The following is a 22,209-nucleotide window of genomic DNA, read 5'->3' as shown; positions in this document are numbered from 1 at the left end:
CGAATCGGACATTCGGGACATGAACGATTGTGACATTGCTGCACCGCGGCTTCGAGCCCCCGGCATCCGCGAAAACACGGAAGAAACGCAAAGAAATCCACGATTTTCAGATTTGTTCATACGCGGATGCGCAAATTTGTTCAAACAACCGTCTATGCTCCTATGTTGTAATCGCTTCCGCGAGGCTATAATGGAACTCATCAGCATGGACTTCAATCGGGTTCACATTCGGGGGAGGCGATCGGGGTTGCGTTTTTTTTCCATCAGGCAGAACGGCAAATTGTACATTCGGTTATTGCTCGGCATCACGGTCAGCGTCTCGCTGTTTCTTATGGTAAGCTCCTTCGTATACTTCTTTGCCTTCTCCCGCATCCTTCAGGAGAAAGCGTTCGAATCGGATCTCCGCAACCTGCAGCAGACAAGCCGAACCGTGGCCAAGACGACGGAAAGCGCGCAGACGGTTTCCTTCCAAATCTATCGGAACAGCTCCATCGCCAAAATATTGTATTACAGCGAGCCGAACGCCTTCGACGTGCAGGCCGCCATGATCGATCTCGGTAACTACCTGTCGTCGATGCCGTTCATCCATTCCATCTATGTGTACAATTCGGCGCAGGAGCGTTATTATATAGCGGCCCAGAACGGGCAACGCGGCATTATCGGCGAAGACGAGCTCATGGACGCCTCGATCGCCTCGATTCTTGAAGACTACCAGCAATACCGGCCTTTCGCTCCCATCCCGCGGACGATCATGGCCTCCGAACGCTTCCCGGAGGAGACGGCCGTCTACACCTACTTGTGCTACGACGCTATCGGCTTGGAGCAGCAGATCAACTCCGCCGTCATTGTCAACGTGTCGGCCGAGTGGATCAACCGCGAGCTGGGGAGCAACGGCGGCGGCCGCACCTTCCTGATCGACGATCGGAACGCGATTCTGTCCGTCGACGACTTGCAGTCGTCCGGGCTGGACACGGAGGACGCCGCAATCATCCATGCCTCCGCTCAGAAGGAGGAGTCCGGCTTCCGGATCGCCGAGCTGCAGGGAGTCCGCACGCTTCTCTCCCGCACGTCCCCCGATCAATACGGCTGGCAGTACGTCCGCATGACGCCGTACGAGGAGATCGTGAAGGAGACGAAGGAGCTTCGGGCAAAAACGCTGCAGATCGCTTCGCTCATCTTGGCGATCGGCCTTCTGCTCTCCTGGCTGCTGTCCCGGTACCTGTACGCGCCGATTAACCAGATCGAATCAAGAGTCGCCGATCTTGAATCGGAGAGACGGAATACGAGCTACGCGATCCGGCAGAATGCTTTGCTGAAGCTGATTCAGATTCAGGATTTCAATCCGCAGGTGCAGCTGGAGAAGCTGAAGCGCATAGGGATCTCCTTCGACTTCACGAAGCCTTACCGGCTTGCGTTCATGAGGCTGGACCGCTTCAAAGAAAGCGAGTCTCTGCAATCGAAGGATCTGGTCACCTTCAAGTTCGCCATCATGAACATCGCGACGGAGATCAGCTCCAGGCAGTACGGCGTCGACGCCGTAGACCTAGGCGATGACGGCATTCTTCTGCTGCTCAACGTCCCCGAGCACGCATCTTCGGAGCTGGCGCCGATCGGGGACATGCTCGCCGAAATCCAGAACGCTTGCCAGGAATATATCCGAATGGGGCTGACGATTGCCGTGACGCCTCCCTCGAGCCGGCCCGAAGAGCTGCATGCCTTATACAAGCAAGTCAAGGAGGCGACGCTTCATCGTTTCTTCCGCGGCCGCGCATGCATCGTGGAGACGGATGAGCTTCAGCTCGAGCCCGTTACGAAATACGCGTTCCCCGTCGCCAAGGAAAAGCGGATGCTGGATGCTTTAATGTCGGGCAAAACAGACGAAGCCAAGCTGCAATTCGACGATATTCTAAGCGGCACGTCATCCTATCCGATCGCGGTCGCCGCGTCCGCCTCCGCCCATCTTGCCGTCTCTCTCGGCAACATGCTCGCGGAAATCGAACGCAACGGACTAACCCGCTTCGGTTCGCCGCTTCGGCTGACGCCGCCAAGGTTCGAAGACTATGAAACGCTGGAAGAAATGACGGACGGCTATTACCGGTTTTTCGATGAGCTCAAGGATACGCTGGTCGCCAAGCGCAGCAGCAGGCAAGAGGATCTTATTCTCCGGATAACCGAGATGATCGACACCCGCTTCGCGGATCCCAATCTCAGCTTGAACTTCATCGCCGAGCAGCTCGACATGTCGACCTATCATATTAGCCGCATCTACCGCCAGCAGACGCTCACGACGATCGTCGACATGATCAATCAGGTCCGTATCGGCAAAGCGAAGGAGCTGCTCGGCAGCACCGAGCTGTCGGTAGCGGAAATCGCCGAGCAGACCGGCTACACCAGCAGCTCGTACCTCCATCGCATCTTCAAAAAGCTGAACGGCGTCACGCCGGCCGAATATCGCAGCGCCCATTCCGCCAAGCAGCAGCCCGGAGGGTAGCGCGGTTATCGCAGCCAACAGAAAAGGCTTACGCGTGAGCGTAAGCCTTTTTCGATTGGGCAGCGTATCGCCTGCTAGCCTTCTATTGCTCAGCGAACGTTGCGTCGCTCTTCTCCGTCGCCGTGCTGATCGGATCGATTCGCAGAATATTGTTCGAGTGCCTGATGTACCGGGTCGGGAAGTTATACGACCGGAAGGAAGCTTTGCCGCCGTCCGCAAGACCGGCTACTTTGTAGAAGGTGGCGTCGGCCGCGAAGGTGGAGCCGGAGCCCGATTGCGCTTGGAGCACGTAATTGTAATGCCTCAAGTAGACCGAAGGATTGCTTTTCAGAACAAAAGAGACGCCTGCGGGATCCGCGAGTCCGGGGACCATGATCCATTCGGAGTTAGCCGCCGTCGGATTGTCGACGATTTTGGCCGCCCCGCCGTCGTTCGCGATGTACCTCGTCGGGAAGTTATGCGACTGCCATCTTGCCGCGTCCGCCTGCTGACCGTACACCTTCACCTCCCATATTCTCGGCGTATACCAATTGCCGGGATTGTTCCACAAGTCTGCGTTGACCATGTTGATACGGACATAACGCGCATGCGCGGAGAATGTATCCGAGGTGAAGCCGTATGTCGTATTCCCCGTGCGATCCAATGCGACCGACCAGTTCACGTTGTCCGTGCTCGTCTCGATTCGATACTGGTAGAAGCCTTCGGAGCCCTTCATCATCCACCAGGAGATTTGCACATTGTTGATCTGCTGCACCGAACCGAGATCGACCTTCCACCAATGCGGCCAGGTGACGCTTGTTCCGACCCACTCCGTCTGATAGCTGCCGTCATTCGCGAAGCCGGCGGGATTCGCGGCCAGCGCCGATTGCGCCGTAGCCGGCTTGCCTTGCGACAGCAGCGTGCCGTTCGATACGCCCGATACCGCCCCTGTAGCCGCGTCGATGCTGATCTGGTCGTAATAATCCATCGCTGCCGTCGTTCCGTTCAGCGTAAGCGGGAGCCAGACGTAACGGGAATCGCCGAGCGCGCCCGGGTTCCAACGATCGCCGACATAGATGTAATTGGTCGCGCCGCTGCCTTGGACCGTAAGGATGAAGGCGGATTGCGAATAAAACGTGGACGAATTGCCCAGCGGCTGCAGCGCGGACCATGGTCCGTTCAAGCTGGTTGCGGTTGAGTACATCGCCTGGTTCGGATACCAGCCCGATGCTCCGGATGTAATTAAATAATAGATGGACCCCTTCTTCACGATGGCCGGCGCCTCGCGATGATCGCCTTCATAGATCATGTTCAGCTCGGCGTCGATGCCGAGATAATCGGACGTGAGCCTATAAATCCGCAAATTGTAGTTATTGTCCGAGGAGGAGATGAGATACGCGGTTCCGTCCGTATCCTTGAAGATCGTCATATCCCGGGATTCGTTGTTGTTCGGCCGGAAGCTGCCGTGATACGTGAACGGACCGGTCGGCGTCGACGACGTCGCGACAGCCACTCTGGCGAGGGAATAGTCGCTGCCGTTCTCGTAATGCCCCCACAGCACGTATTTGCCCGTCGATTCGTTGTAGATGACCTTCGGCCTCTCGATTTTGGCGCTTTGCAGCTCGGAATGGGACGCCTGCGTCAAAGCATAGCTTTGCCATGTCCAATTTTTCAAATCCGTCGAAGAATAGACAGTTACCGCTTTAAAGTTTGCGCTATTGTGGATCTTATCTTCGCCGTACCAATAGTAGGTGGAGCCTACTTTGAGGATCGAGCCGGCATGCGCCTGAAGCGACGCGTTATTGACATCCTTCCATGGCGTTCCGTTCGTAAGGGTCTGAGGCGCCGCTTCGGCGGGCGCGGGCGATCCGGCTAGGCATAGAGCAACGGCCAGCATGCCTGCCAACATGGATTTAAATAATTTGCTCATCATAAACCTCGCTTTCGTTGAGATTTGGTATACGACATTCCAGAACTGCTGCCGCATCCTCCTTCCTTCCATTTTCATGAAAGCCTTCGCTTTCGGTTTATATGTAACACGGCTAGAGCTTGCGTTAAAAGTGAACAATGCTTGCATGATTGAACATTTCTTCCGTCTACGGTTGAACTTTTCGGCTGCCCTTCCATATTCCTGCTAACCAATAGCAGCGGCCCCCTTACGGTAAGGGAGCCGCTGCTATAGCTACGGTTATTTGGCATCCGCCTTGCGCGCCGTCCAAAGCTTCTTATCCTTAGCAGGATCGGCTTGTTCGTTCCTCCCCGCATTCTGCACAAAGTCGATAGTGAGCGATGACACGACGACGGTTAAGAGAGAATATGCGATTCGGTCCAGCGGAATATAGGAAAGCGATAACAGCAGCACCGTCAAATCGGTCGCTAGATAGGCTATCGACAATCTGACGCGCGATACTTTAGATAGGATTAGAGCCAACGCGTCGTCGCCTCCGCTGGAGCCGCCTTGCCTCACGACCAAGCCAACGCCGATCCCTATGAACAGGCCTCCGAGCGGCGCCGCGATCCATGGATAGGAGGAGATTTGGCTGAGCATCGGGGGAATCCGCTCCCACACCTGCAAGAAACCGGCCAACCAAATGGAGGCCACAATAGAAATTTTAATAAAGGATTTGCCCAGGAACCGGAACGCCAATAGATAACAAATCAGATCGAGGAATAACGATAGAACGGATGGCGAAAGCCCAAGCCAGTGATTCAGCAGAAGCGTTAATCCCAGCACGCCGCCTTCCGTCAGATCAGCCTGCTGATGGACGTTCACTAGACCGAACGAAATAAAGGCGGAGCCCAAAGCAATCCATGCGAGCTTGGCGGGAGCAATCGCGAGATGAGTGAACCATTTGAACTTTTGAAACATACAATCAAAACCTTTCATGATGTCGGCAAGCCTGCCTTTTGTATATACAGGCTAAACCTTGGTACAATGCTAAGGTCAAGAGCCATATTATACATGCGGGGCAGGTTCGAATCGTCATGAAGGATTCTTTTAAGATTAATGAAATTTCCAAGCTGTATGGAATCGGGCCCGATTCCTTGCGGTATTACGAGAAGCTGGGGGTGCTGAAGCCAAGGCGGGACACGAACGGCTACCGGCTTTATGGCCTTCAAGACCTGTACAAGCTGAATATTATCCGCGATTTACGAAGCCTGGACTTCTCCATGCAGCAGATCAAGGAATACTTAGACAATCAGAACGTCGGCAATACGATCGATCGGCTGCTCGAAGAGCAGAGGGTCATAGAGCGCCAGCTCGAGAAGCTTCAGGCCAAGCAGCGCATTATTCAAGGCCGTATTCGGGTTCTTACCGAAGCGGCGCATATTCAAGACGGCGTCATCACGGTTAAGGCGCTGTCCGACCGGCCTTGTCTTCAGCTTAAGACGCTTATTACGCGGGATGAAGAAATGGATCTGGCGATCAAGAGACTGCATCGGAAGCATGAACACAGGCTCGACGACTTCGGAAATCTGCTGATCGGGGCCTTCGTGTCGGTAGAGGATTTGCGCAAGGGAGTCAAAGACGTCTTTCATTCCGTCTTCTTTATTATGGAGAACGGGACGAAGGAATATGACTTCCTTCTTCCCGCCGGACAGTACCTCTCTCTCTATTACCGCGGAGACTACAGGCAGAGCTCCGACCGGATCCGCGAGGTATTGGCATTTGCCTCGGAACACGGGTATCGCGTGGCGGGAGGCCCCTTCGAAATCTACGAGGTAGATAACCGGGATACGATGAAGAGCGAGGAGTTTCTGACCGAAATCCAAGTAAGAGTAGAAGTCGTCCCTTCTTCATGACAAAAAAGACCCCCGAGCCGCGCTCGAAAGTCTCTCCCTTCTACTCGATCGTTACCTTGGCTTTGGCCGTGTTCCCCGCAGGATCCAGTTTCCAGCCCGGCGTCGCAAAAAACGGCGTGCCGTCCGGCTTCCACAACACGCGTTGGACGCGGGCATGGCGGTTCGGATCGTAGAGCGGCTCGCCTTCGATTTCTTTGTACGGCCGCGAATGATACACAAGCAGGTCGGCGGAGCCGTCCTCGGACACCGTAAAGCTGTTATGTCCCGGCCCGTATTCGGAGGCGGCCTCGCTGCTTGCGAATACAGGCTCCCTGGACTTACTCCACGAGGCCGGATCCAGCAAATCGCTTGCGTCGTCCGCCGTCAGCAGGCCCATGCAGTAGCGGTGGTCCGTCCCGCTGGCGGAGTAGGCCATGAACACCTTGCCGTTCCGCTTCAGCACGGCGGGACCTTCGTTCACCCGGTGCAGCTGGATCTCCCAGTCATATTCCGGCGCCGAGATCTTCACGGGCTCGGTCGCTATCGACCATGGCGAATCCATCCTCGCGATATAGAGACAGGATTCCTCGATAATCTGGGCCCAAGCCAAATATCTGCGTCCCCGGTGTTCGAAGGTGGTCGCGTCCAGCGAGAAGCTTTCGACCGGCAGCTCGATCCTGCCCTTCTCCGTCCAAGTCCCCGTTAACGGATTTTCGTCCTCGCATTCCAGCACATACGGACGAATCGCCCACTTGTTCTCGGCCGTCCCCGCCGCGAAATAGATATACCACTTGCCATCGATGTAATGAAGCTCCGGCGCCCAGATGTGGTTGCCCATCTCGCCCGTCTCATGCTTCGTCCAGATGACCGTCTCCTCCGCTTCCGACAGTCCGGCGACCGTCCGGGATCGCCTCAGCGCCAATCGATCGTACTCCGGCACGGATCCGGTGAAATAATAATAGCCGTCCGTATGCTTATAGACGTGAGGATCGGCGCGATTCGGAACAAGAGGATTCGGATATTCGTCGGCAATAATGGCACCTTCTACCGTAAAAGTTCCCGCCCTCCCTAGAAGAGACGGTTCAACCGGCTCCCATTCGACGGGGTACTTCTCCATTAGGCCGCCTTCCAGCTCGACCTCTACAAGCTTCGGCAGGTTTAAGGCTTCTCCGGCCTTCAGACGGATTTCGCATGCTTTCATACTTGTTGTTCTCATGATCGTTCCCGCACCTCCTCTATTCAATACCTCTATTTAACTACACTCACTGAGTTCATTCAACAGTTAATTTATCTTCTCTAGATTAGTATATTTATAAATCCAATATAGATAAAAAAAGAACCTAAGCTGCTAAGCTCGGTTCTTCTCATAGTAATACCGGACCAAAATATCCTGGTCGTAATGACCGAATCCCTTCCCGAACAGAGTAAGCCCGCCTCGCCCCCGAACGGCATCCTCCGGTCTCATGCTGAAGGTCCAGTACGTCGTATCCAACTGCAAATCATGAATGCGGACATCCGATATGCGCTCCCCGTCGATGAACGTTCCTTTTTCGTTGATGCGCAGCGCCTTCAGCACGCCATATTGATTGACGTCCGAATGCCACCACTCCGGGGTGAGCCTTCCTTTCTTATCGCCGAAATCGCCGGGGCTCGTCCAAATGCCCAAGGGCTTATGGTTAAGGGAAAAACAAATGTCCGAGGGCCAATTTTCGTTAAACTTGGGCGCCTCCGAGCTCAGCTCCATGGATATTTCGATTTCGACCAGCTTCTGATCGTTCAGCAAGTAGTTGGGCACTTTATATTCGACAAACCCGCGGGCAAACCATAGAATGCCGGCATTCACCCGCTCCGGATCCATGAAGCATGCCGGATTATCGTATTGGCCGATCATCTTCGTCGTTGTTGCGATGCCGCAGGTGGGCCACGCTTCATAATCCGTATAATGGCCGACCGGAACGGCTATCTCGTGATAGGACTTGGCGGCCCCGATATCCGGCGACAGTTTAATTTGCGCGTATTCTTGCTTGACGTAACAAAATTTGTAGGTGCCTCCGTTTACCCGTTTCATACGGCTTCCCACGATTCCCGCTTGCTCAAGCTTGTTCACATGGCTGCTTACAATGGCATTGCTCAGGTAAAGCTCGCCCGCTAGCTCTTTGATGTGCATCTCTTTCCGAAAGAGCAGGTCGATAATTTTGAGCCGGGCTTCGCTTGCCAGTGCTTCATACACCTTCAGCGAAGCGGCATCCGTTGTTAACTGCATAGTCTCATCCTTATATAGAATTAGTAATTTAACGAATCCTAAAACATTATCTTGTTCTCATATCGTCATTATGGTACATATGAAATAAGAAATCAATAATATGAATTCGCTATTTAATGAATCCTATATCATGGAGGGTGTTTTTTCATGACCACTTTAAAATCCAACATGCTTATCGACAAGAGCTTCACCGTGTCCGCCGTCGATCCCCGGCTATACGGCTCCTTTATCGAACACCTCGGCCGCGCCGTATACGGAGGCATTTATGATCCGGGGCATCCTACGGCCGACGAGAACGGCTTCCGGAAGGACGCCATCGAAGCGATCAAAGCGCTTAACGTTCCGATTATCCGTTATCCGGGCGGAAACTTCGTGTCGGGCTACAACTGGGAAGACGGCGTAGGGCCGAAGGCGGAGCGCAAGCGTCAATTGGAGCTCGCGTGGTGGACGACGGAGACGAATGCGGTGGGCACGAACGAGTTTGCGGATTGGGCCAAGCTTGTCGGCACCGAAGTGATGATGGCCGTTAATCTGGGGACTAGGGGCATCGACGCTGCCAGAAATTTGGTGGAATACTGCAACCATCCTTCGGGCTCCTACTGGAGCGACCTGCGGATCTCTCACGGCTACCAGGAGCCGCATCGCTTCAAAACCTGGTGTCTTGGCAACGAGATGGACGGTCCGTGGCAGATTGGCGCCAAAACCGCGGTCGAATACGGACGCCTTGCCAATGAAACGGCCAAAGCGATGAAGTGGGTCGATCCGTCGATCGAGCTTGTTGCATGCGGCAGCTCCAGCAGCGGCATGAGCACCTTCGCCGAATGGGAAGCGACCGTGCTTGATTTATGCTACGACAATGTCGATTACCTGTCCCTGCATACCTACTACAATAATAACAACAACGATACGCCTAACTTCCTGGCGAAATCGCTGGATATGGACCAATTCATTCATAGCGTCGCCTCGATCTGCGACTACGTCAAGGCGAAGAAGCGCAGCAAGAAGAAGCTGATGCTGTCGCTGGATGAATGGAACGTGTGGAACTCCATCGGAACGAGCCGCGCCGAAGAGCGCTGGCAGGTCGCTCCTCCAGAATTCGAGGACGTGTATACGCATGAAGACGCGCTGGCCGTCGGCTGCTTCCTCATTACGCTGCTTAGGCATGCCGATCGTGTGAAGATGGCGTGCATCGCTCAGCTGATTAACGTCATTGCGCCGATCATGACCGAAACGAACGGCGCTCTATGGCTGCAGACGACCTATTACCCTTTCCTGCACGCCTCCAATTACGGCAGAGGGACCGTGCTGCAATCCATTGTGTCCTCTGACAAATACGATTCGAAGGACTTTACGGACGTTCCTTATCTGGAAGCGACCAGCGTCTATAACGAGGAGCAAGGCATCGTGACGATCTTTGCGGTCAACAGGCATCTCGAGGATCAAATGGAGCTGAGCGTAGATATCCGTTCCTTCGGCGATGCCAGGTTGATCGAGCATATCGTGATGGAGAGCGACGATTTGAAAGCCGTTAATACCAAATCGAACCCGCGGAACGTCGTTCCGCATGCCGGCGGCCAAACCAGCGTGGACAACGGCACGGTTCAGGCGATGCTGAGCAAAGCGTCGTGGAACGTGATTCGCCTGCAGACAACCAAAGGGTAAATAAGCAAGGGACACTTCATAACGAAGTGTCCCTCTTTGCGTTCTTTCTATATAGTTACGTTAGAAAAAGGAAGCCGCCACGGAGTAACCGACGATCAGCAGCAGCAGCACCGTAATGTGGTTCAGAGAGAAGATGAACATCGAACGCGCCCACTTGTCCTCCTGCTTCCGGCGATATCCGTAGATGCTCAGGACCAGCCAGCCCAAGCTCAGAAGCGCATTCGCCACGGCGATGTAAGGATTGAACGACCAGAATAAGAAGCCGCTGAGGAACAACGCCACCAAATACACGTTCATTTGCACGTAGGTTCTATGCATTCCCTTGACGACCGGCAGCATCGGAATGTTAGCCGCCCGGTACTCCTCCATGCGGCGAATTGCGATCGCGTAGAAGTGCGGCATCTGCCAAATGACCATTAACAGGAACAACGCGATGATTTCGGAACGCCAAATATCGGACGAGATCGCGGCCCAGCCGATGAGCGGAGGCATGGCCCCCGACAAGCTTCCAACCTCCGTATTATAGATCGTTCTGCGCTTCGTCCACATGGTATAAGGCACGACGTAGAGGAACAGCCCCAGAAAGCCGAATAACGCGGAAAGCGGCGAAGCGAGATACAACGAGACAAGCCCTCCGAGCGCGATCCAGATTCCGATGAACAGCCCGCTTCCGATGCCAACCATTCCGGTTGCGGTCGGTCTTTCCTTCGTCCGTTCCATTATCCCGTCTATATCGCGATCGTACAAATTATTGAACACGCCGGCCGCACCGATGACCATGGCGGATCCGATTAAGGCAAGCGCGATATTTCCAATTTTATCGAGGAACGACAAGTCATGAACGAACATCGCCATGCTGAGACCGGCGATCATCGCGATAAGGTTCGATTTGACTATGCCAATCTTTATGATGTCGAAGACGACCTTCGTGACGGAGGTCGGTACTCGTTCGATACTAACCGCAGAACTTTGCATCCCCATAACGACAACACTCCTTCTACCTGTCTTTCTTCTATATAGGTTACCACAAAGCGCCGCCGATGTACCGTTTCCTCGCCCAACCCTCAAGATTCCGTCAAAAAACTGTGTCGCTTTCGTGAAATCCGTCGAGTCATGATCCTATTTTTTGCTAAGAGATCAGTTTTAATCCTACGGCGGCAGCCAGCACCATCGCGATAAACAGCAATCGGCGCCATTCCTTGGATTCGCCGAAGAAGAACATGCCGACGAGCGCGCCGCCTACTGTCCCGATCCCCGTCCATATCGCATAGGCCGTGCCCATTGGAAGACTTCTCATGGCATAGCTCAAGCACAAAAAGCTGAGAATAATTCCCCCCGAGAAGAGCAGATACGCCTTAACGTTATTATCGCGTTTGATCCGATTCATTCCGAGCACGCCCACGACCTCGAACAAGCCGGCGAATAGTAACGATACCCAAGCCATTATTCCGTAACCTCCTTCGTCTCGGACTTACCGCCGACCAATTTCAATCCGAGCACGCCGGCGAGCAGCAAGGCGATCAATAGGAGCTTCTCCCATTTCACCGGCTCGTCGAACAAGATCATCTCGGCGAGCACCGTTCCAGCGGTCCCGAGACCGGTGAATACCGCGTAGACCGTGCCAACGGGCAACTTCGCGGAGGCGGTAATGATTAAGAAAAAGGATATGATAACGGCCGCGCCCGTCCCTGCCCACGTCATTACATCATGGGCGTGCTTGAAGCCAATGACCCACGCGACTTCAAACACCGCGCCAACAAAAATGTACAGCCAACTACGATTCATATCTGTCTATTCTCCTCTAGATGTTAGTACGCACGCCGCGCCAAAACACATGCCAAGCCGCTTCAAGTCTTCGGAGCAAATGGTCTTGATCGCCGTAGAGCATCTCCACGAATATGCTGTCCAGAACCGCCATATAGGCCCCTGTCGCATGTTCAACCGATACGTCGGCATGGATGAATCCGTCTTCCTTAGCGGATAGGAACAGCGCTTTAGCCACCTCGGCCATCTTATCGATATAGAACAAGCTAAGGGTCATCGATTCTTGCTGCAGATGGACGGGAGGGAAAAAGGACATTCGCAAAAAAAACTTGGTGTCCTCATCCTTTTCGTACCGTTCCTTGTACCCGACCAGAAAACCAAACAGCTGCTCCTCCAATGACGAACCACGGCTAGGCTTTAAAAACTCCTCGACAAAGCGCAGCTCTCTCGTCGCCGCATCCTTGTAAACAGCCATAAATAATTCATCTTTGCCTTTGAAATGATTATAAATAGAAGGCTTCCTAATCCCTACTTCAGCGGCGATATCCGCAAGCGAAGCGCCCTCGAATCCGTTTCTCGCGAAATGGCACAGCGCGACCTTCATTATTTTTTGTCCAGTCATTGGAGCTCCTCCCATCACTAACTACCGGTCGTTAGTTGACTAACGATTGTTAGTCTAGCACATAATGAGTTAGGATTCAATTATTTTTTGCTCCTCTAAATAAAAAAACCGTCCGGAGCACATTGCGCCGAACGGTTCTTCCTCTTCCCCTCTTGCCCTAACCGTTAATAAACTCCAAATAGCGGAGCAGCCGCTTGATCATCGTTGCGCTCTGCGCGCGCGTGGCCTCTGCTGCGGCGTCGAAGATCTGCTCCCGCGTACCCGAGATTAGACCTAATCCGACAGCTTGGGCGGCAGCTTCCTTCGCCCACGCCGAGATCTCGCCGCTGTCGTTGAACGACTCTAACGTCGACTGGTCCGCCTCCGCCGTTTTGCCGCCGAGCTGAATGGCACGCATAATCATAACGGCCATCTGCTCGCGCGTAATGGTCTGATCCGGCAGGAATTTGCCATCCGCATAACCGGTAACGAGGCCGGCGTTTTGCGCTGCGCCGACTGCGCCATAATACCACGCCGAAGAATGGACATCGTTGAACGGCTGCACAGGCCCCTGCTCAACCAATCCGAGCGCGCGCGCCAGGAGCGCGGCAAATTGAGCTCGCGTGATGCTCTCGTCGGGCGCAAACGTATCATTCCCTATCCCTTTGACGATCCATTTGCTCGCCAGCAGCTCAACATCCGCTTCCGCCCAATGCTTCTCCATATCGGCAAAGCTTACCCGGTTTTCGATGACGGCATAAATGCTGTTATGCGGCGAATGAATGGCCATAACAGGCGAGCCGTTCCTGCTCGTCAGCACGGAAGGCACATAATGAATGCTTCCGTCCGGGCCGTACCATACGCCCGTTACCGAATTAGGATCGACTTCTCCTTCCAATGCAATCGTCCTCTCCACGTAAGCGCCGCCGAATTCCGACATCACCTCTCCGTCGACTTCCAGCATGAAATCGATAGGCGATTGGCTGATGAGCTTAGCTCCCTGCTTCGTGACGTCCCTGCCGATTTGGCTGGCCGTCTTCTCATCCGTCTTCGCGATCGTAATCGTAACGACGGCGCCTTCCCGGTAATTTTTTAATAACCCGACAGGAAATACATAACTCGCTCCGTCTACGACGATTTCAACTTTGGCCGACGGCTGTCTTGCAGCCAAATCCGCAAGCGCCCCGGCAGGCAGTTCAACCTGGACGATCGGCTCCGAACCCGTAATCGCGATCGTCTTCACCGGATTCGGATCGGAAGCGAAAGCTTCCGTCAATTTCGCGGCATCGAAGGTGACATTTACGATGTCGCGGCCATCTTCGCTTCTTCCCTTCGACACGTCCGCACCTGCGTCGAGCCCCCCGATCAAGATCGGCTGCGTTCCCGTATCAGGGGAGGATTCGATAATCGGATCCGGTGACCCCACCCAGATGACCGACCATTTGGCATACAGGGTGAGATCCGCCTTAATAGCTGTAGTGAAGCTAAAAGGGGTTGTCAGGCCTCTATCCGTATACCACCCGCCAAACGCATAGCCTCCCCGAACAGGCGCTGCGGGCTCTGCAGCCGCCGTGTTGTAATTCACCGTCTGGCTGCTTACTGCCGAACCTCCGTTGCTGTCGAAGGTTACGGAATAGGAATGAATCGTCCACTTGGCATACAGGGTGAGATCGTTCGTCACGGACGAATCAAACGTATATAGGGTGCTCAGTTCGCTGTCTCCGTACCAGCCGCCAAACGTATATCCTTCCCGAACCGGCTCGTCCGGCTCCAAGGCTCTCCCGTTATGCAGCACCGTCTGGCTGCTTGTTTCCGAGCCCCCGTCGCTGTCGAAGGCAACGGTATACGAGTTAAGCGTCCACTTGGCATAGAGCGTAAGATCTTTCGTAACGGCCGAGTCAAACAGATAAGGAATGCTCAGCTCGCTGTTCTCATACCAGCCGTCGAGCGTATAGCCCTCCCGGGTCGGTGCGGCTGGCCGGACTGCCTCGGCGTTATAGTTTACGGTTTGACTATCTATAGCTGAACCGCCGTTACTATTAAACGTGACGACATATTGGTTAATCAGCCATTTGGCGTATAACGTGCGATTCCCCGTGACGCCCGCAGCAAAGCTATATTGCCCCGTCAGATCGCGGTCCCCATACCATCCGGCGAACGTATAGCCTTCCCGGATTGGCGCGGTTGGCTCAACGGCTGTTCCGTTATGCGGCACCGTCTGACTGGCTACATCCGAACCCCCGTTGCTGTCGAAGGCAACGGTATATGTGTTGACCGTCCATTTGGCATAAAGGATCATGCTTCTCTTTACTGCGGTATCAAAGTTATACAGCCTCGTCAGGTTGCTATCCGTATACCAGCCCCCGAACGTGCGCCCTTCCCATTGCGGTACAACAGGCTCTGCCGCTCTGCTGTTGTACGTCACCGTTTGGCTGTCCACTGCCGGTCCGCCGTTGCTGTCGAATCCAATCGTGTATTCGTCAATGGTCCATTTCGCGAATACCGTGCGATTCTCGGTTACAAGGGAGGCAAAGCTATATAACGTCTTGAGACCGCTATCCGCGTACCATCCTCCGAACGTATAACCTTCCATAACCGGAGCTTCAGGCTCGGCGGCCGTTCCGTTATGCTCAACCGTCTGGCTGCCGACTAACGGCCCCCCGTTCGATTGGAAGCTGACCGAATACTGGTTAATGTTCCATTTCGCATAAAGAACCGTGTCTATCTTAACCCCTGTCTCAAAGTCGAAACGCTTCGTCAAGTTAATGTCCGTATACCAGCCTCCGAACGTATACCCTTCTTTGGCCGGCGCTGCCGGCTCAGTTCCCTTGGCATCATATTCTACCGTCTCGCTGGCCACGGCCGAGCCGCCGTTGCTGTCGAAGCTCAATGTCTTCGGCAAATAAACGGCAAAGTTGACTACCTTCCGATTTCCCGCTTGGTCGGTTACAACCAGCGTATGCATCCCATCGTTGTTAACGGCAGCCCCGTTCGCGAACGAAACGCCGCCGAGCGTGGCCGAGCCTTCGTTAAAGCTGATGGTGGGACTTGTCCGATAAACGGCTCCTTCACTGACTCCCGTTACGACAGGCGCCGTCTTATCGATCGTAAAAGAAACGGTGTTCTGCCGCGTACCGAAGGGAGACGTGACGACCAGTTCATACGTCCCTTCTTCGCTAACCTGCGTTCCGCTTGTAATCGATACTTCGTTTAATTTCCCCGTCCCCTCCGGGAAGGACAACGTCACGGCGTCTTTGTATACCCCTTCGTTCATAACGCCGGTTATGACCGGAACCTGTTCTTTGACCGTTAAGTACACGGCAGCTTTATCGCTGCTGCTGCGGGAGTTGTTGCTGGCAATGTAGGTGAAGCTGTCTGACCCTAAATAATTGGCATGCGGAGTATACGTAAACGATCCATCCGCGCGAAAGACGACTGTGCCATGCGCGGGAGGATCCACAAGCTTGGCCGTTATTGCCCTCTCATCATTCGAAATGACGCCTGGCGCCGAAACCGCTAAGGGTTGATTAATGATTACATTATAGCTATCTTCTACTGGAATGGGGGTCGAATTGCCTTCCATGCTGGGAAAAATTCCTCTATCTTGAATATGATACTGAATTTCCGCGCCCCCAAAAGCCTCTAAATTAGGTAGCGCGTAGTTCTGCATGCCATTTCCACCATAAGTCGTACCCAACAAAGAAAAGAGTGCTGTGTTAGTCTGAAGTTCCACGAGCTCTCCGTTTGCACGTTTAATGCCCTTAGATGATGCATCGAATGGGAATAAGGTCAATTCCGCTAAATATTCCTCGCCAGTCCCGCTCGCTCCGATAGAAGTCCCTGTCGTGGAAACATAATAATTGACCCCTTCGATAAGCGGATCGATCTGCGGCAAATTGAAGGTGTCGTTATCCCCTCCAAAAGTGCTGCCCATAAGATTAAATAGTTCTGGAAACTCGGATTTGGTCAGTGCGCTATGATCCGCCAGTCTCGTTCCGACCGGAGCGAAGGTATAAGGCAATATTCTGATTTCTCCAAGCATTGAATAATTGCTAAACGGATCTTCTCGCCCTGGAAAAATGCCTTGCGTTGCAATGTAATATCCCATGCCATTAACCGGTTCAAGTCCCCGCAAATCCGGCAGGGCAAAAGTGCTCTTCCCGTCCCCCCCGAACCGGTCCCCCAGCAGCGAGTACATCGCCGTGTTCTGGCTAAGCGACAGCTTCTGCCCGGCGCAGTACACCCAGCCCGGCGGTGCGAACTGGAATGGGAACAACCTGATCTCGCCGAGCAAAGGTTCGGGCAAAGGCTCCTCTCCCGCAGCATCTGCCTTTTCCGGGGCGATGCCGCCGGCGATTGAACCAAATACGATCAGGAAGGCCAACCCCAATCTCAACCATCTGCTTTCCGTTCTAAATTTCAATTTCAAACTCATTCATCTCCCTTAACTATCGATATTCAGAACCGCCGCCCCAAAGCTCTCTACCGCCCGTGTGAGCCGAATGGGCATGCTCCTCCACTTCAACAAGCTCCATGCGTCCTGGTTCCTCGGTATGATGCCAGACATAACCTTCAGGCGTATCCCCGTTATGTATGTCTTCCATTTGATCCGCCGTAAAGGTTGCCGCTAATGCCGGATCATTCGCAATGTCGTTGGCTAATTGATCGTTTAAATAGGAAAACTGAACATCATCGGTTTGCAGATACATGCTCTCAGGGAGTTCATAGGCGTACACCTCATTAAAGTCAGGGAAAACACCTTCGACCCATTGTCCATCGGTCAGCTGGATTGTTTTCGTTTCATAAGGCACACCCGTTTCCGGGTGCTCCGTACCCACTAGATCGGAGTTTATCGTATCTATGACTTGAACATCCGTTGGTGCATCCGCGTTCACGGTATCCACATCGGTTGGAGCTTCTGCGGCATCGGCAACACCACCAACGCCATCCACACCATCCACCACTTCGAATATTCCGACAGCCAACACGCTGACGGCCGCAACCATTCCAATCTTTTTTGCGCCCTCTTTGACCTGATCCATGTTCCCGTCTTTTATGCCCACCGCTACATTTTTACCGTTCTCATAGACATAGCCAATGCCTTGACCAACGCCTTTCGCCGTGGTTACAACCGCATCGCCAAGCTCGGAGAAGCCTTGGTTTACCTTGTGCTCATCCTTCTGGAAGAGTCCTATGCCGACATCAACGGTACCGCTAGCGACCTTCCCAAGAAGCTCCCCCGTTTTTGCCGTTGCCCGCTCTGCGCCATCCCCGATTTCCTTTATCGTCTGGCTATTGGTGATCTCCCCTACGACCCGAACGGACCCGCCGATTACTTTGCCTGTTACTTTTCCGGCCAATGATCCTAATTCATTTAAAAATCCCATGTAGATGCTCTCCGTTTCATTCCTTCCTATGTATAGTAAATATTCTAAAAGAAAATATAGAATTTTGATAGTCTTTAGAACTAAGACTTTAGAAGGGTGTGCATGAGAAAAAGACTGGAACCATGGTTGGGTCATTCGACAACCAAGTTCCAGCCTTCTATTTAAACCAACCGCTGCCGCATCGCCTCGAACAGCAGAACCGTCGTCGCCATCGCCACATTCAGCGATTCCGCCCGTCCCGCCATCGGAATGATGACGGATTCGTCGACGAGGCCTCGAACCTCTTCTGACAAGCCGACCGATTCGCTGCCCATGAGCAGCCAAGTCGATTGCTTCCAGTCATAGCCGTAGCAGCTGTGGTCGGCCTGCAGACTTGTCCCGATAAGTTTGGCTCCGCCCTCTCTCGCCAGCGGAAGCAGCTCCATCAAACCCTCCTGCACGATCGGCAGGTGGAAGAGCGAGCCCATCGTCGAGCGGACGGTCTTCGGATTGTACAGATCCACGCAGCCTTTGCCAAGAACGACCGCGTCCGCGCCCGCCGCATCCGCGGAGCGGATGATCGTACCCAGATTTCCGGGATCCCGGACCCCGTCCAAAGCCACGACCAGTCGGCCCTCTCCGAACAGCCTCTCCCGTGGCATCTCGGGCTTATTTACGATGGCGAATACCGGCGGCGGCGTGTCCGTCCCGGTGCATTTGCCCATGACGGCCTTCGAAGCGGCGATCCATTCCGTTCGATCGAGAGCCCCGTTACGCAGCGATTCCAGCTCGGCCGGAACGCCCCGCTCCGAGTCGTATACGACTTGGGAAACAACAACACCCGCTTCAGCCGCTTCTTGGATCAAATGAACGCCTTCCACGATAAATCGGTTTTCCCGATCCCTGTATTTTTTGTCGAGGAGGGAAGACCAGCCCTTCACCCGGTCATTCTGCGGCGACCCTATGTAGAGATCGTTGGATTCCATACTCATATGTTTTACGTACCCGACCTTCCGTTATTCATCTTCTTCCCATAAGTATAGCATAAGGACGGAGCGGATGGCCTCCATCGTTCTCGGGCATAGTAATGAAGCAAAATGTCCATATCGCGGGAGGTATCCTCATTGCAAACGATCGATCTTAGACAAGCCATTATTATGCGCGTCAACGGCAATACGAAGGAAGAGCTCAAAGATGTCATCGCGGATTCGATCGACAGCGACGAGCGGGCATTGCCGGGACTCGGCGTCCTCTTCGAGATGATCTGGAAGGAAGCCGGCCAGAACGAACAGACCTACATGGTCGATTCCTTGTACCGTCACCTCCATCAGCAGAACGCGGCCGTCGCGAATCCTTCGCCATCCTAATCCTTCTGTCCCCCGAACAAAGCAAACAACCGCAGGCGTATGCCTGCGGCGTTCCTCTTTCCGTTACTCCTCCTTAGGAAGAAACTTGTAAATGTCGCCCGATTCGAAGGAATCAATCAGCTTATCCAGCCAACGGTAATACTTGAGCGCGTCTTCGATTTTTGCTTTATCGCTTTCGAGCACTTTCACATATTCCGCCTCTTCGGCGCTGCTTTCTATATAACCATCAATTTCCTTGAGACTGCGGGCGAGAACGTTCATGTTCTGCTCGACGGCTTTCCTCCATTTAATCGAAAAGAAATCGGCGAAGTTCTGATGCCAATCCGGCACGACCTCGTACAAATCCTTCCGCGAGCCCTTTCCCCACACCTTATTAATCATTTTTAGGTCGTGAAGCGTTCGCATGCCGGTGCTCATCGACGTCTTGCTCATGCCCATCGTCTGGCTCATCTCGTCCAGCGTGACCGGCTCCTGATTGAAATACATATTCCCGTATAAATGACCTATGGACAGCGTTATGCCATAGAGATCCATGTTTTTGCCGATCGATTCTATCACTCTTCTTCTTGTCTGTAGCAGCTTTGTTCGCTGCTCCTCCGTCAATCCTGCAAGCTCGTCCATTATGTCCCTCCCATCCAGAAAACCAAGTCCATCCCTACGTAATATCGTTATTGAAGCATATGGACATGGAAATGTAAAGAAAATGAATCGGGCGAAAAAGGGAGTTATCAGGAGTATTCCGTCCGTAAAGTACGTAAAGTTAAAACTGTACGTACGATATAGACTGTCAGCCTCTTTGACCATTCCAAACGTATCCATTTACACTGGGGAAGTCGAAAAGATCGGCTAGAAGGCTAGAGAGGGGGCACAACCAAATGGCCATTATAGAAGCAAAAAAACTAACGAAGATATTCGGCCATGATCCAAAACGGGCCTTTCCATTACTGGAGAAGGGCTGGACCAAGGAAAAGATTTTCACCGAAACAAAGCTAACCGTCGGTGTCAATCAAGCCAGCTTCTCCATCGAGGAGGGCCAAATCTTCGTCATAATGGGCCTGTCGGGCAGCGGTAAATCCACGCTCGTCCGCTTGCTGAACCGGCTGATTGAACCGACCTCGGGGCAGCTGCTGTTCAGCGGACAGGATGTTATGAAGATGAACCAAGCGGAGCTTAGACAGTTCAGGCGCCGGAATATCGGCATGGTGTTCCAGAAGTTCGCGCTGTTCCCGCATCGCACGGTTATTCAGAATGTGGAATACGGGCTGGAAATCCAAGGCGTGGAGAAGAAAAAGCGGCGCGAGATGGCAATGGAATCGCTGGAGCTCGTCGGCCTGAAGGGCTGGGCGGACAGCTATCCCGATCAGCTGAGCGGCGGGATGCAGCAACGCGTCGGTCTGGCGCGCGGACTCGCGAACGAACCCGACATCCTGCTGATGGACGAAGCGTTCAGCGCGCTAGATCCGCTGATCCGCAAGGATATGCAGGACGAACTCTTGCAGCTTCAAGCCAAGATGAAGAAGACGATCGTCTTCATTACGCACGATCTGGACGAAGCGCTTCGCATCGGCGATCAAATCGCGATTATGAAGGACGGAAGCATCGCGCAGATCGGCTCGCCGGAAGAAATTCTGATCCAGCCGGCCAACAAATACGTGGAACGGTTCGTCGAGGACGTCGATCTGTCCAAAGTGCTGACGGCTGCCCACGCGATGGACAAAGCGGAGACGATTACGCCGGACAAAGGCCCGCGCGTCGCGCTTCAATTCATGAAGGAACGAGGAGTTTCGAGCTTGTACGTCGTCGACAAAGCCATGAAGCTGCTCGGCTTGGTCTCGGCGGAGGACGCGTCTAAGGCCGTGAAAGAAAATCTCAAGCTAGAAGACGTCATGCTTCGCGAAGTGCCGGTCACCGTACCGGAGGCGCTGCTGAACGAATTGTTCGAGCTGATGGCGGGCTCTCGCTTGCCCGTTGCCGTCACCGACGAGAACGGCCGATTGCACGGCGTCGTAATCAAAGGCGCCGTACTTGCGGCGCTGGCCGGCAACTCGAATTCGGCCCTGGGGGGTGACACGTATGAATCTGCCTAAAATTCCGCTTGCGGACTGGATCGAATCCGGCGAGGACTGGTTGACGGACAACCTGGAACCTCTGTTCGATTTCATCAGTCTGCTCATAGGCGGCACCGTGGACGGCATTCATTTCGTGCTGGAGTGGCTTCCTCCGCTGGCGGTTATCGCACTGTTCACGGCGATCGCTTGGCTGATCGGCAGATGGAAGCTGGGCGTTTTCACCGCCGTCGGCCTGCTGCTCATCGACAATTTGCAGCTGTGGGACGAGACGATGCAGACGCTGGCGCTCGTGCTGACGGCAGCCTTTATCTCCATTATCATCGGCATACCGCTTGGCATCTTATGCGCGCGCCATAATAGGCTGCGAGACCTCGTGACGCCGGTTCTCGATTTTATGCAGACGATGCCCGCATTCGTCTACCTGCTTCCGGCGATCTCGTTCTTCAGCCTCGGCGTCGTACCTGGCGTGATCTCGTCTATTATTTTCGCGATTCCGCCGACGATCCGGCTGACGAATCTAGGCATCCGCCAAGTACCGGCCGAGCTGGTCGAAGCGGCGGACGCCTTCGGCTCCACGCCGAGCCAGAAGCTGGTCAAGCTTCAGCTTCCGATCGCCCTGCCAACCATCATGGCCGGAGTGAACCAGACGATCATGCTTTCCTTATCGATGATCGTCATCGCCTCGATGGTCGGCGCGCAAGGCGTAGGCGCTACCGTACTGCGGGCCGTTACCCAGATCAAGACCGGTACCGGCTTCGAGGCGGGGCTCGCCATCGTCATCTTGGCGATCATTCTGGACCGCTTGACCCAACAGGTTACAAAGCGTTCCAAGACCCATTCCTCATAATTAAACCTAGGAGAGTG

General features: G+C 53.9%; 18 protein-coding genes. 6 read left to right on the top strand and 12 right to left on the bottom strand.

The window, feature by feature from the left end:
* Positions 1-247: 247 nt before the first annotated feature.
* Entirely contained in the window at positions 248-2,491 is a 2,244-nt protein-coding gene (locus NQZ67_RS00300) for an AraC family transcriptional regulator (RefSeq protein ID WP_257441783.1), read from the top strand.
* Between the two features lie 82 nt (positions 2,492-2,573).
* Here the strand turns inward: NQZ67_RS00300 and NQZ67_RS00295 are convergent, their stop codons facing one another.
* A complete protein-coding gene (locus NQZ67_RS00295) occupies positions 2,574-4,400 on the bottom strand; it encodes an AbfB domain-containing protein (RefSeq protein ID WP_257441782.1) in 1,827 nt (608 codons plus the stop codon).
* Between the two features lie 258 nt (positions 4,401-4,658).
* On the bottom strand, positions 4,659-5,339 hold the full coding sequence (locus tag NQZ67_RS00290) for a YitT family protein (protein WP_257441781.1): 681 nt from the start codon (positions 5,337-5,339) through the stop codon (positions 4,659-4,661).
* 116 nt (positions 5,340-5,455) lie between these two features.
* On the opposite strand from NQZ67_RS00290, the gene NQZ67_RS00285 reads away from it, so the two are divergent.
* A complete protein-coding gene (locus tag NQZ67_RS00285) occupies positions 5,456-6,274 on the top strand; it encodes a MerR family transcriptional regulator (protein ID WP_257441780.1) in 819 nt (272 codons plus the stop codon).
* Between the two features lie 40 nt (positions 6,275-6,314).
* Here the strand turns inward: NQZ67_RS00285 and NQZ67_RS00280 are convergent, their stop codons facing one another.
* Together NQZ67_RS00280 and NQZ67_RS00275 are read right to left on the bottom strand one after the other, a co-directional pair.
* Positions 6,315-7,469: a family 43 glycosylhydrolase gene (locus tag NQZ67_RS00280; RefSeq protein ID WP_257441779.1), complete on the bottom strand. Its 1,155-nt coding sequence runs from the start codon at positions 7,467-7,469 to the stop codon at positions 6,315-6,317.
* A 132-nt stretch (positions 7,470-7,601) separates the two neighbouring features.
* The gene (locus NQZ67_RS00275) at positions 7,602-8,516 is read right to left on the bottom strand and encodes an ArsR/SmtB family transcription factor (protein ID WP_257441778.1); all 915 of its coding nucleotides are present in this window, start codon (positions 8,514-8,516) and stop codon (positions 7,602-7,604) included.
* A 147-nt stretch (positions 8,517-8,663) separates the two neighbouring features.
* Here NQZ67_RS00275 and arfA point away from each other — a divergent pair, with 147 nt between their 5' ends.
* Positions 8,664-10,178, top strand: a complete 1,515-nt coding sequence (gene arfA / locus NQZ67_RS00270) for an arabinosylfuranosidase ArfA (RefSeq protein WP_257441777.1) — start codon at positions 8,664-8,666, stop codon at positions 10,176-10,178.
* Between the two features lie 60 nt (positions 10,179-10,238).
* Here arfA and cyoE read toward each other — a convergent pair whose 3' ends face one another.
* The 7 genes from cyoE to NQZ67_RS00235 form a co-directional block, all read right to left on the bottom strand.
* On the bottom strand, positions 10,239-11,159 hold the full coding sequence (gene cyoE / locus NQZ67_RS00265) for a heme o synthase (RefSeq protein ID WP_257441776.1): 921 nt from the start codon (positions 11,157-11,159) through the stop codon (positions 10,239-10,241).
* A 148-nt stretch (positions 11,160-11,307) separates the two neighbouring features.
* Complete coding sequence (locus NQZ67_RS00260) at positions 11,308-11,622, bottom strand: DMT family transporter (protein WP_257441774.1); 315 nt, start codon at positions 11,620-11,622, stop codon at positions 11,308-11,310.
* Entirely contained in the window at positions 11,622-11,963 is a 342-nt protein-coding gene (locus NQZ67_RS00255; protein ID WP_257441773.1) for a DMT family transporter, read from the bottom strand. Before NQZ67_RS00255 ends, NQZ67_RS00260 begins: the two co-directional genes overlap by 1 nt.
* A gap of 16 nt (positions 11,964-11,979) precedes the next feature.
* On the bottom strand, positions 11,980-12,564 hold the full coding sequence (locus NQZ67_RS00250) for a TetR/AcrR family transcriptional regulator (RefSeq protein WP_257441772.1): 585 nt from the start codon (positions 12,562-12,564) through the stop codon (positions 11,980-11,982).
* Positions 12,565-12,721: 157 nt separating this feature from the next.
* Complete coding sequence (locus tag NQZ67_RS00245) at positions 12,722-16,972, bottom strand: InlB B-repeat-containing protein (protein ID WP_257441770.1); 4,251 nt, start codon at positions 16,970-16,972, stop codon at positions 12,722-12,724.
* A gap of 19 nt (positions 16,973-16,991) precedes the next feature.
* Positions 16,992-17,930: an HNH endonuclease gene (locus NQZ67_RS00240; RefSeq protein WP_257441769.1), complete on the bottom strand. Its 939-nt coding sequence runs from the start codon at positions 17,928-17,930 to the stop codon at positions 16,992-16,994.
* Between the two features lie 161 nt (positions 17,931-18,091).
* Positions 18,092-18,901, bottom strand: a complete 810-nt coding sequence (locus NQZ67_RS00235) for a TrmH family RNA methyltransferase (protein WP_257441768.1) — start codon at positions 18,899-18,901, stop codon at positions 18,092-18,094.
* A 132-nt stretch (positions 18,902-19,033) separates the two neighbouring features.
* Between NQZ67_RS00235 and sspI the strand changes: the two genes are divergently transcribed.
* Positions 19,034-19,276 carry a small acid-soluble spore protein SspI gene (gene sspI, locus NQZ67_RS00230; RefSeq protein WP_306812631.1) on the top strand — a complete coding sequence of 81 codons (243 nt, stop codon included), beginning with the start codon at positions 19,034-19,036 and terminating at the stop codon, positions 19,274-19,276.
* A 63-nt stretch (positions 19,277-19,339) separates the two neighbouring features.
* Here sspI and NQZ67_RS00225 read toward each other — a convergent pair whose 3' ends face one another.
* Positions 19,340-19,897, bottom strand: coding sequence for a GbsR/MarR family transcriptional regulator (locus tag NQZ67_RS00225; RefSeq protein WP_257441766.1), 558 nt, complete (start codon positions 19,895-19,897; stop codon positions 19,340-19,342).
* Positions 19,898-20,151: 254 nt separating this feature from the next.
* Between NQZ67_RS00225 and NQZ67_RS00220 the strand changes: the two genes are divergently transcribed.
* The gene (locus NQZ67_RS00220) at positions 20,152-21,363 is read left to right on the top strand and encodes a quaternary amine ABC transporter ATP-binding protein (protein ID WP_257441765.1); all 1,212 of its coding nucleotides are present in this window, start codon (positions 20,152-20,154) and stop codon (positions 21,361-21,363) included.
* On the top strand, positions 21,350-22,192 hold the full coding sequence (locus tag NQZ67_RS00215) for an ABC transporter permease (protein WP_257441764.1): 843 nt from the start codon (positions 21,350-21,352) through the stop codon (positions 22,190-22,192). Before NQZ67_RS00220 ends, NQZ67_RS00215 begins: the two co-directional genes overlap by 14 nt.
* Positions 22,193-22,209 lie beyond the last annotated feature (17 nt).

Origin of the sequence: Paenibacillus soyae (assembly GCF_024623455.1) — a bacterium.
Lineage (GTDB): Bacteria > Bacillota > Bacilli > Paenibacillales > Paenibacillaceae > Pristimantibacillus > Pristimantibacillus soyae.
This window is presented reverse-complemented; position numbering and strand designations above follow the sequence as displayed.

What these genes read in the sequence shown, in the direction of transcription:
- NQZ67_RS00280 (WP_257441779.1), bottom strand. Translation starts at nt 7,469, where the DNA reads ATGAGAACAACAAGTATGAAAGCATGCGAAATCCGTCTGAAGGCCGGA.
- NQZ67_RS00215 (WP_257441764.1), top strand. Translation starts at nt 21,350, where the DNA reads ATGAATCTGCCTAAAATTCCGCTTGCGGACTGGATCGAATCCGGCGAG.
- arfA (WP_257441777.1), top strand. Translation starts at nt 8,664, where the DNA reads ATGACCACTTTAAAATCCAACATGCTTATCGACAAGAGCTTCACCGTG.
- cyoE (WP_257441776.1), bottom strand. Translation starts at nt 11,159, where the DNA reads ATGGGGATGCAAAGTTCTGCGGTTAGTATCGAACGAGTACCGACCTCC.
- NQZ67_RS00255 (WP_257441773.1), bottom strand. Translation starts at nt 11,963, where the DNA reads ATGAATCGTAGTTGGCTGTACATTTTTGTTGGCGCGGTGTTTGAAGTC.
- NQZ67_RS00220 (WP_257441765.1), top strand. Translation starts at nt 20,152, where the DNA reads ATGGCCATTATAGAAGCAAAAAAACTAACGAAGATATTCGGCCATGAT.
- NQZ67_RS00290 (WP_257441781.1), bottom strand. Translation starts at nt 5,339, where the DNA reads ATGTTTCAAAAGTTCAAATGGTTCACTCATCTCGCGATTGCTCCCGCC.
- NQZ67_RS00240 (WP_257441769.1), bottom strand. Translation starts at nt 17,930, where the DNA reads ATGGGATTTTTAAATGAATTAGGATCATTGGCCGGAAAAGTAACAGGC.
- NQZ67_RS00285 (WP_257441780.1), top strand. Translation starts at nt 5,456, where the DNA reads ATGAAGGATTCTTTTAAGATTAATGAAATTTCCAAGCTGTATGGAATC.
- NQZ67_RS00250 (WP_257441772.1), bottom strand. Translation starts at nt 12,564, where the DNA reads ATGACTGGACAAAAAATAATGAAGGTCGCGCTGTGCCATTTCGCGAGA.
- NQZ67_RS00225 (WP_257441766.1), bottom strand. Translation starts at nt 19,897, where the DNA reads ATGGACGAGCTTGCAGGATTGACGGAGGAGCAGCGAACAAAGCTGCTA.
- NQZ67_RS00235 (WP_257441768.1), bottom strand. Translation starts at nt 18,901, where the DNA reads ATGAGTATGGAATCCAACGATCTCTACATAGGGTCGCCGCAGAATGAC.
- NQZ67_RS00260 (WP_257441774.1), bottom strand. Translation starts at nt 11,622, where the DNA reads ATGGCTTGGGTATCGTTACTATTCGCCGGCTTGTTCGAGGTCGTGGGC.
- NQZ67_RS00275 (WP_257441778.1), bottom strand. Translation starts at nt 8,516, where the DNA reads ATGCAGTTAACAACGGATGCCGCTTCGCTGAAGGTGTATGAAGCACTG.
- NQZ67_RS00295 (WP_257441782.1), bottom strand. Translation starts at nt 4,400, where the DNA reads ATGAGCAAATTATTTAAATCCATGTTGGCAGGCATGCTGGCCGTTGCT.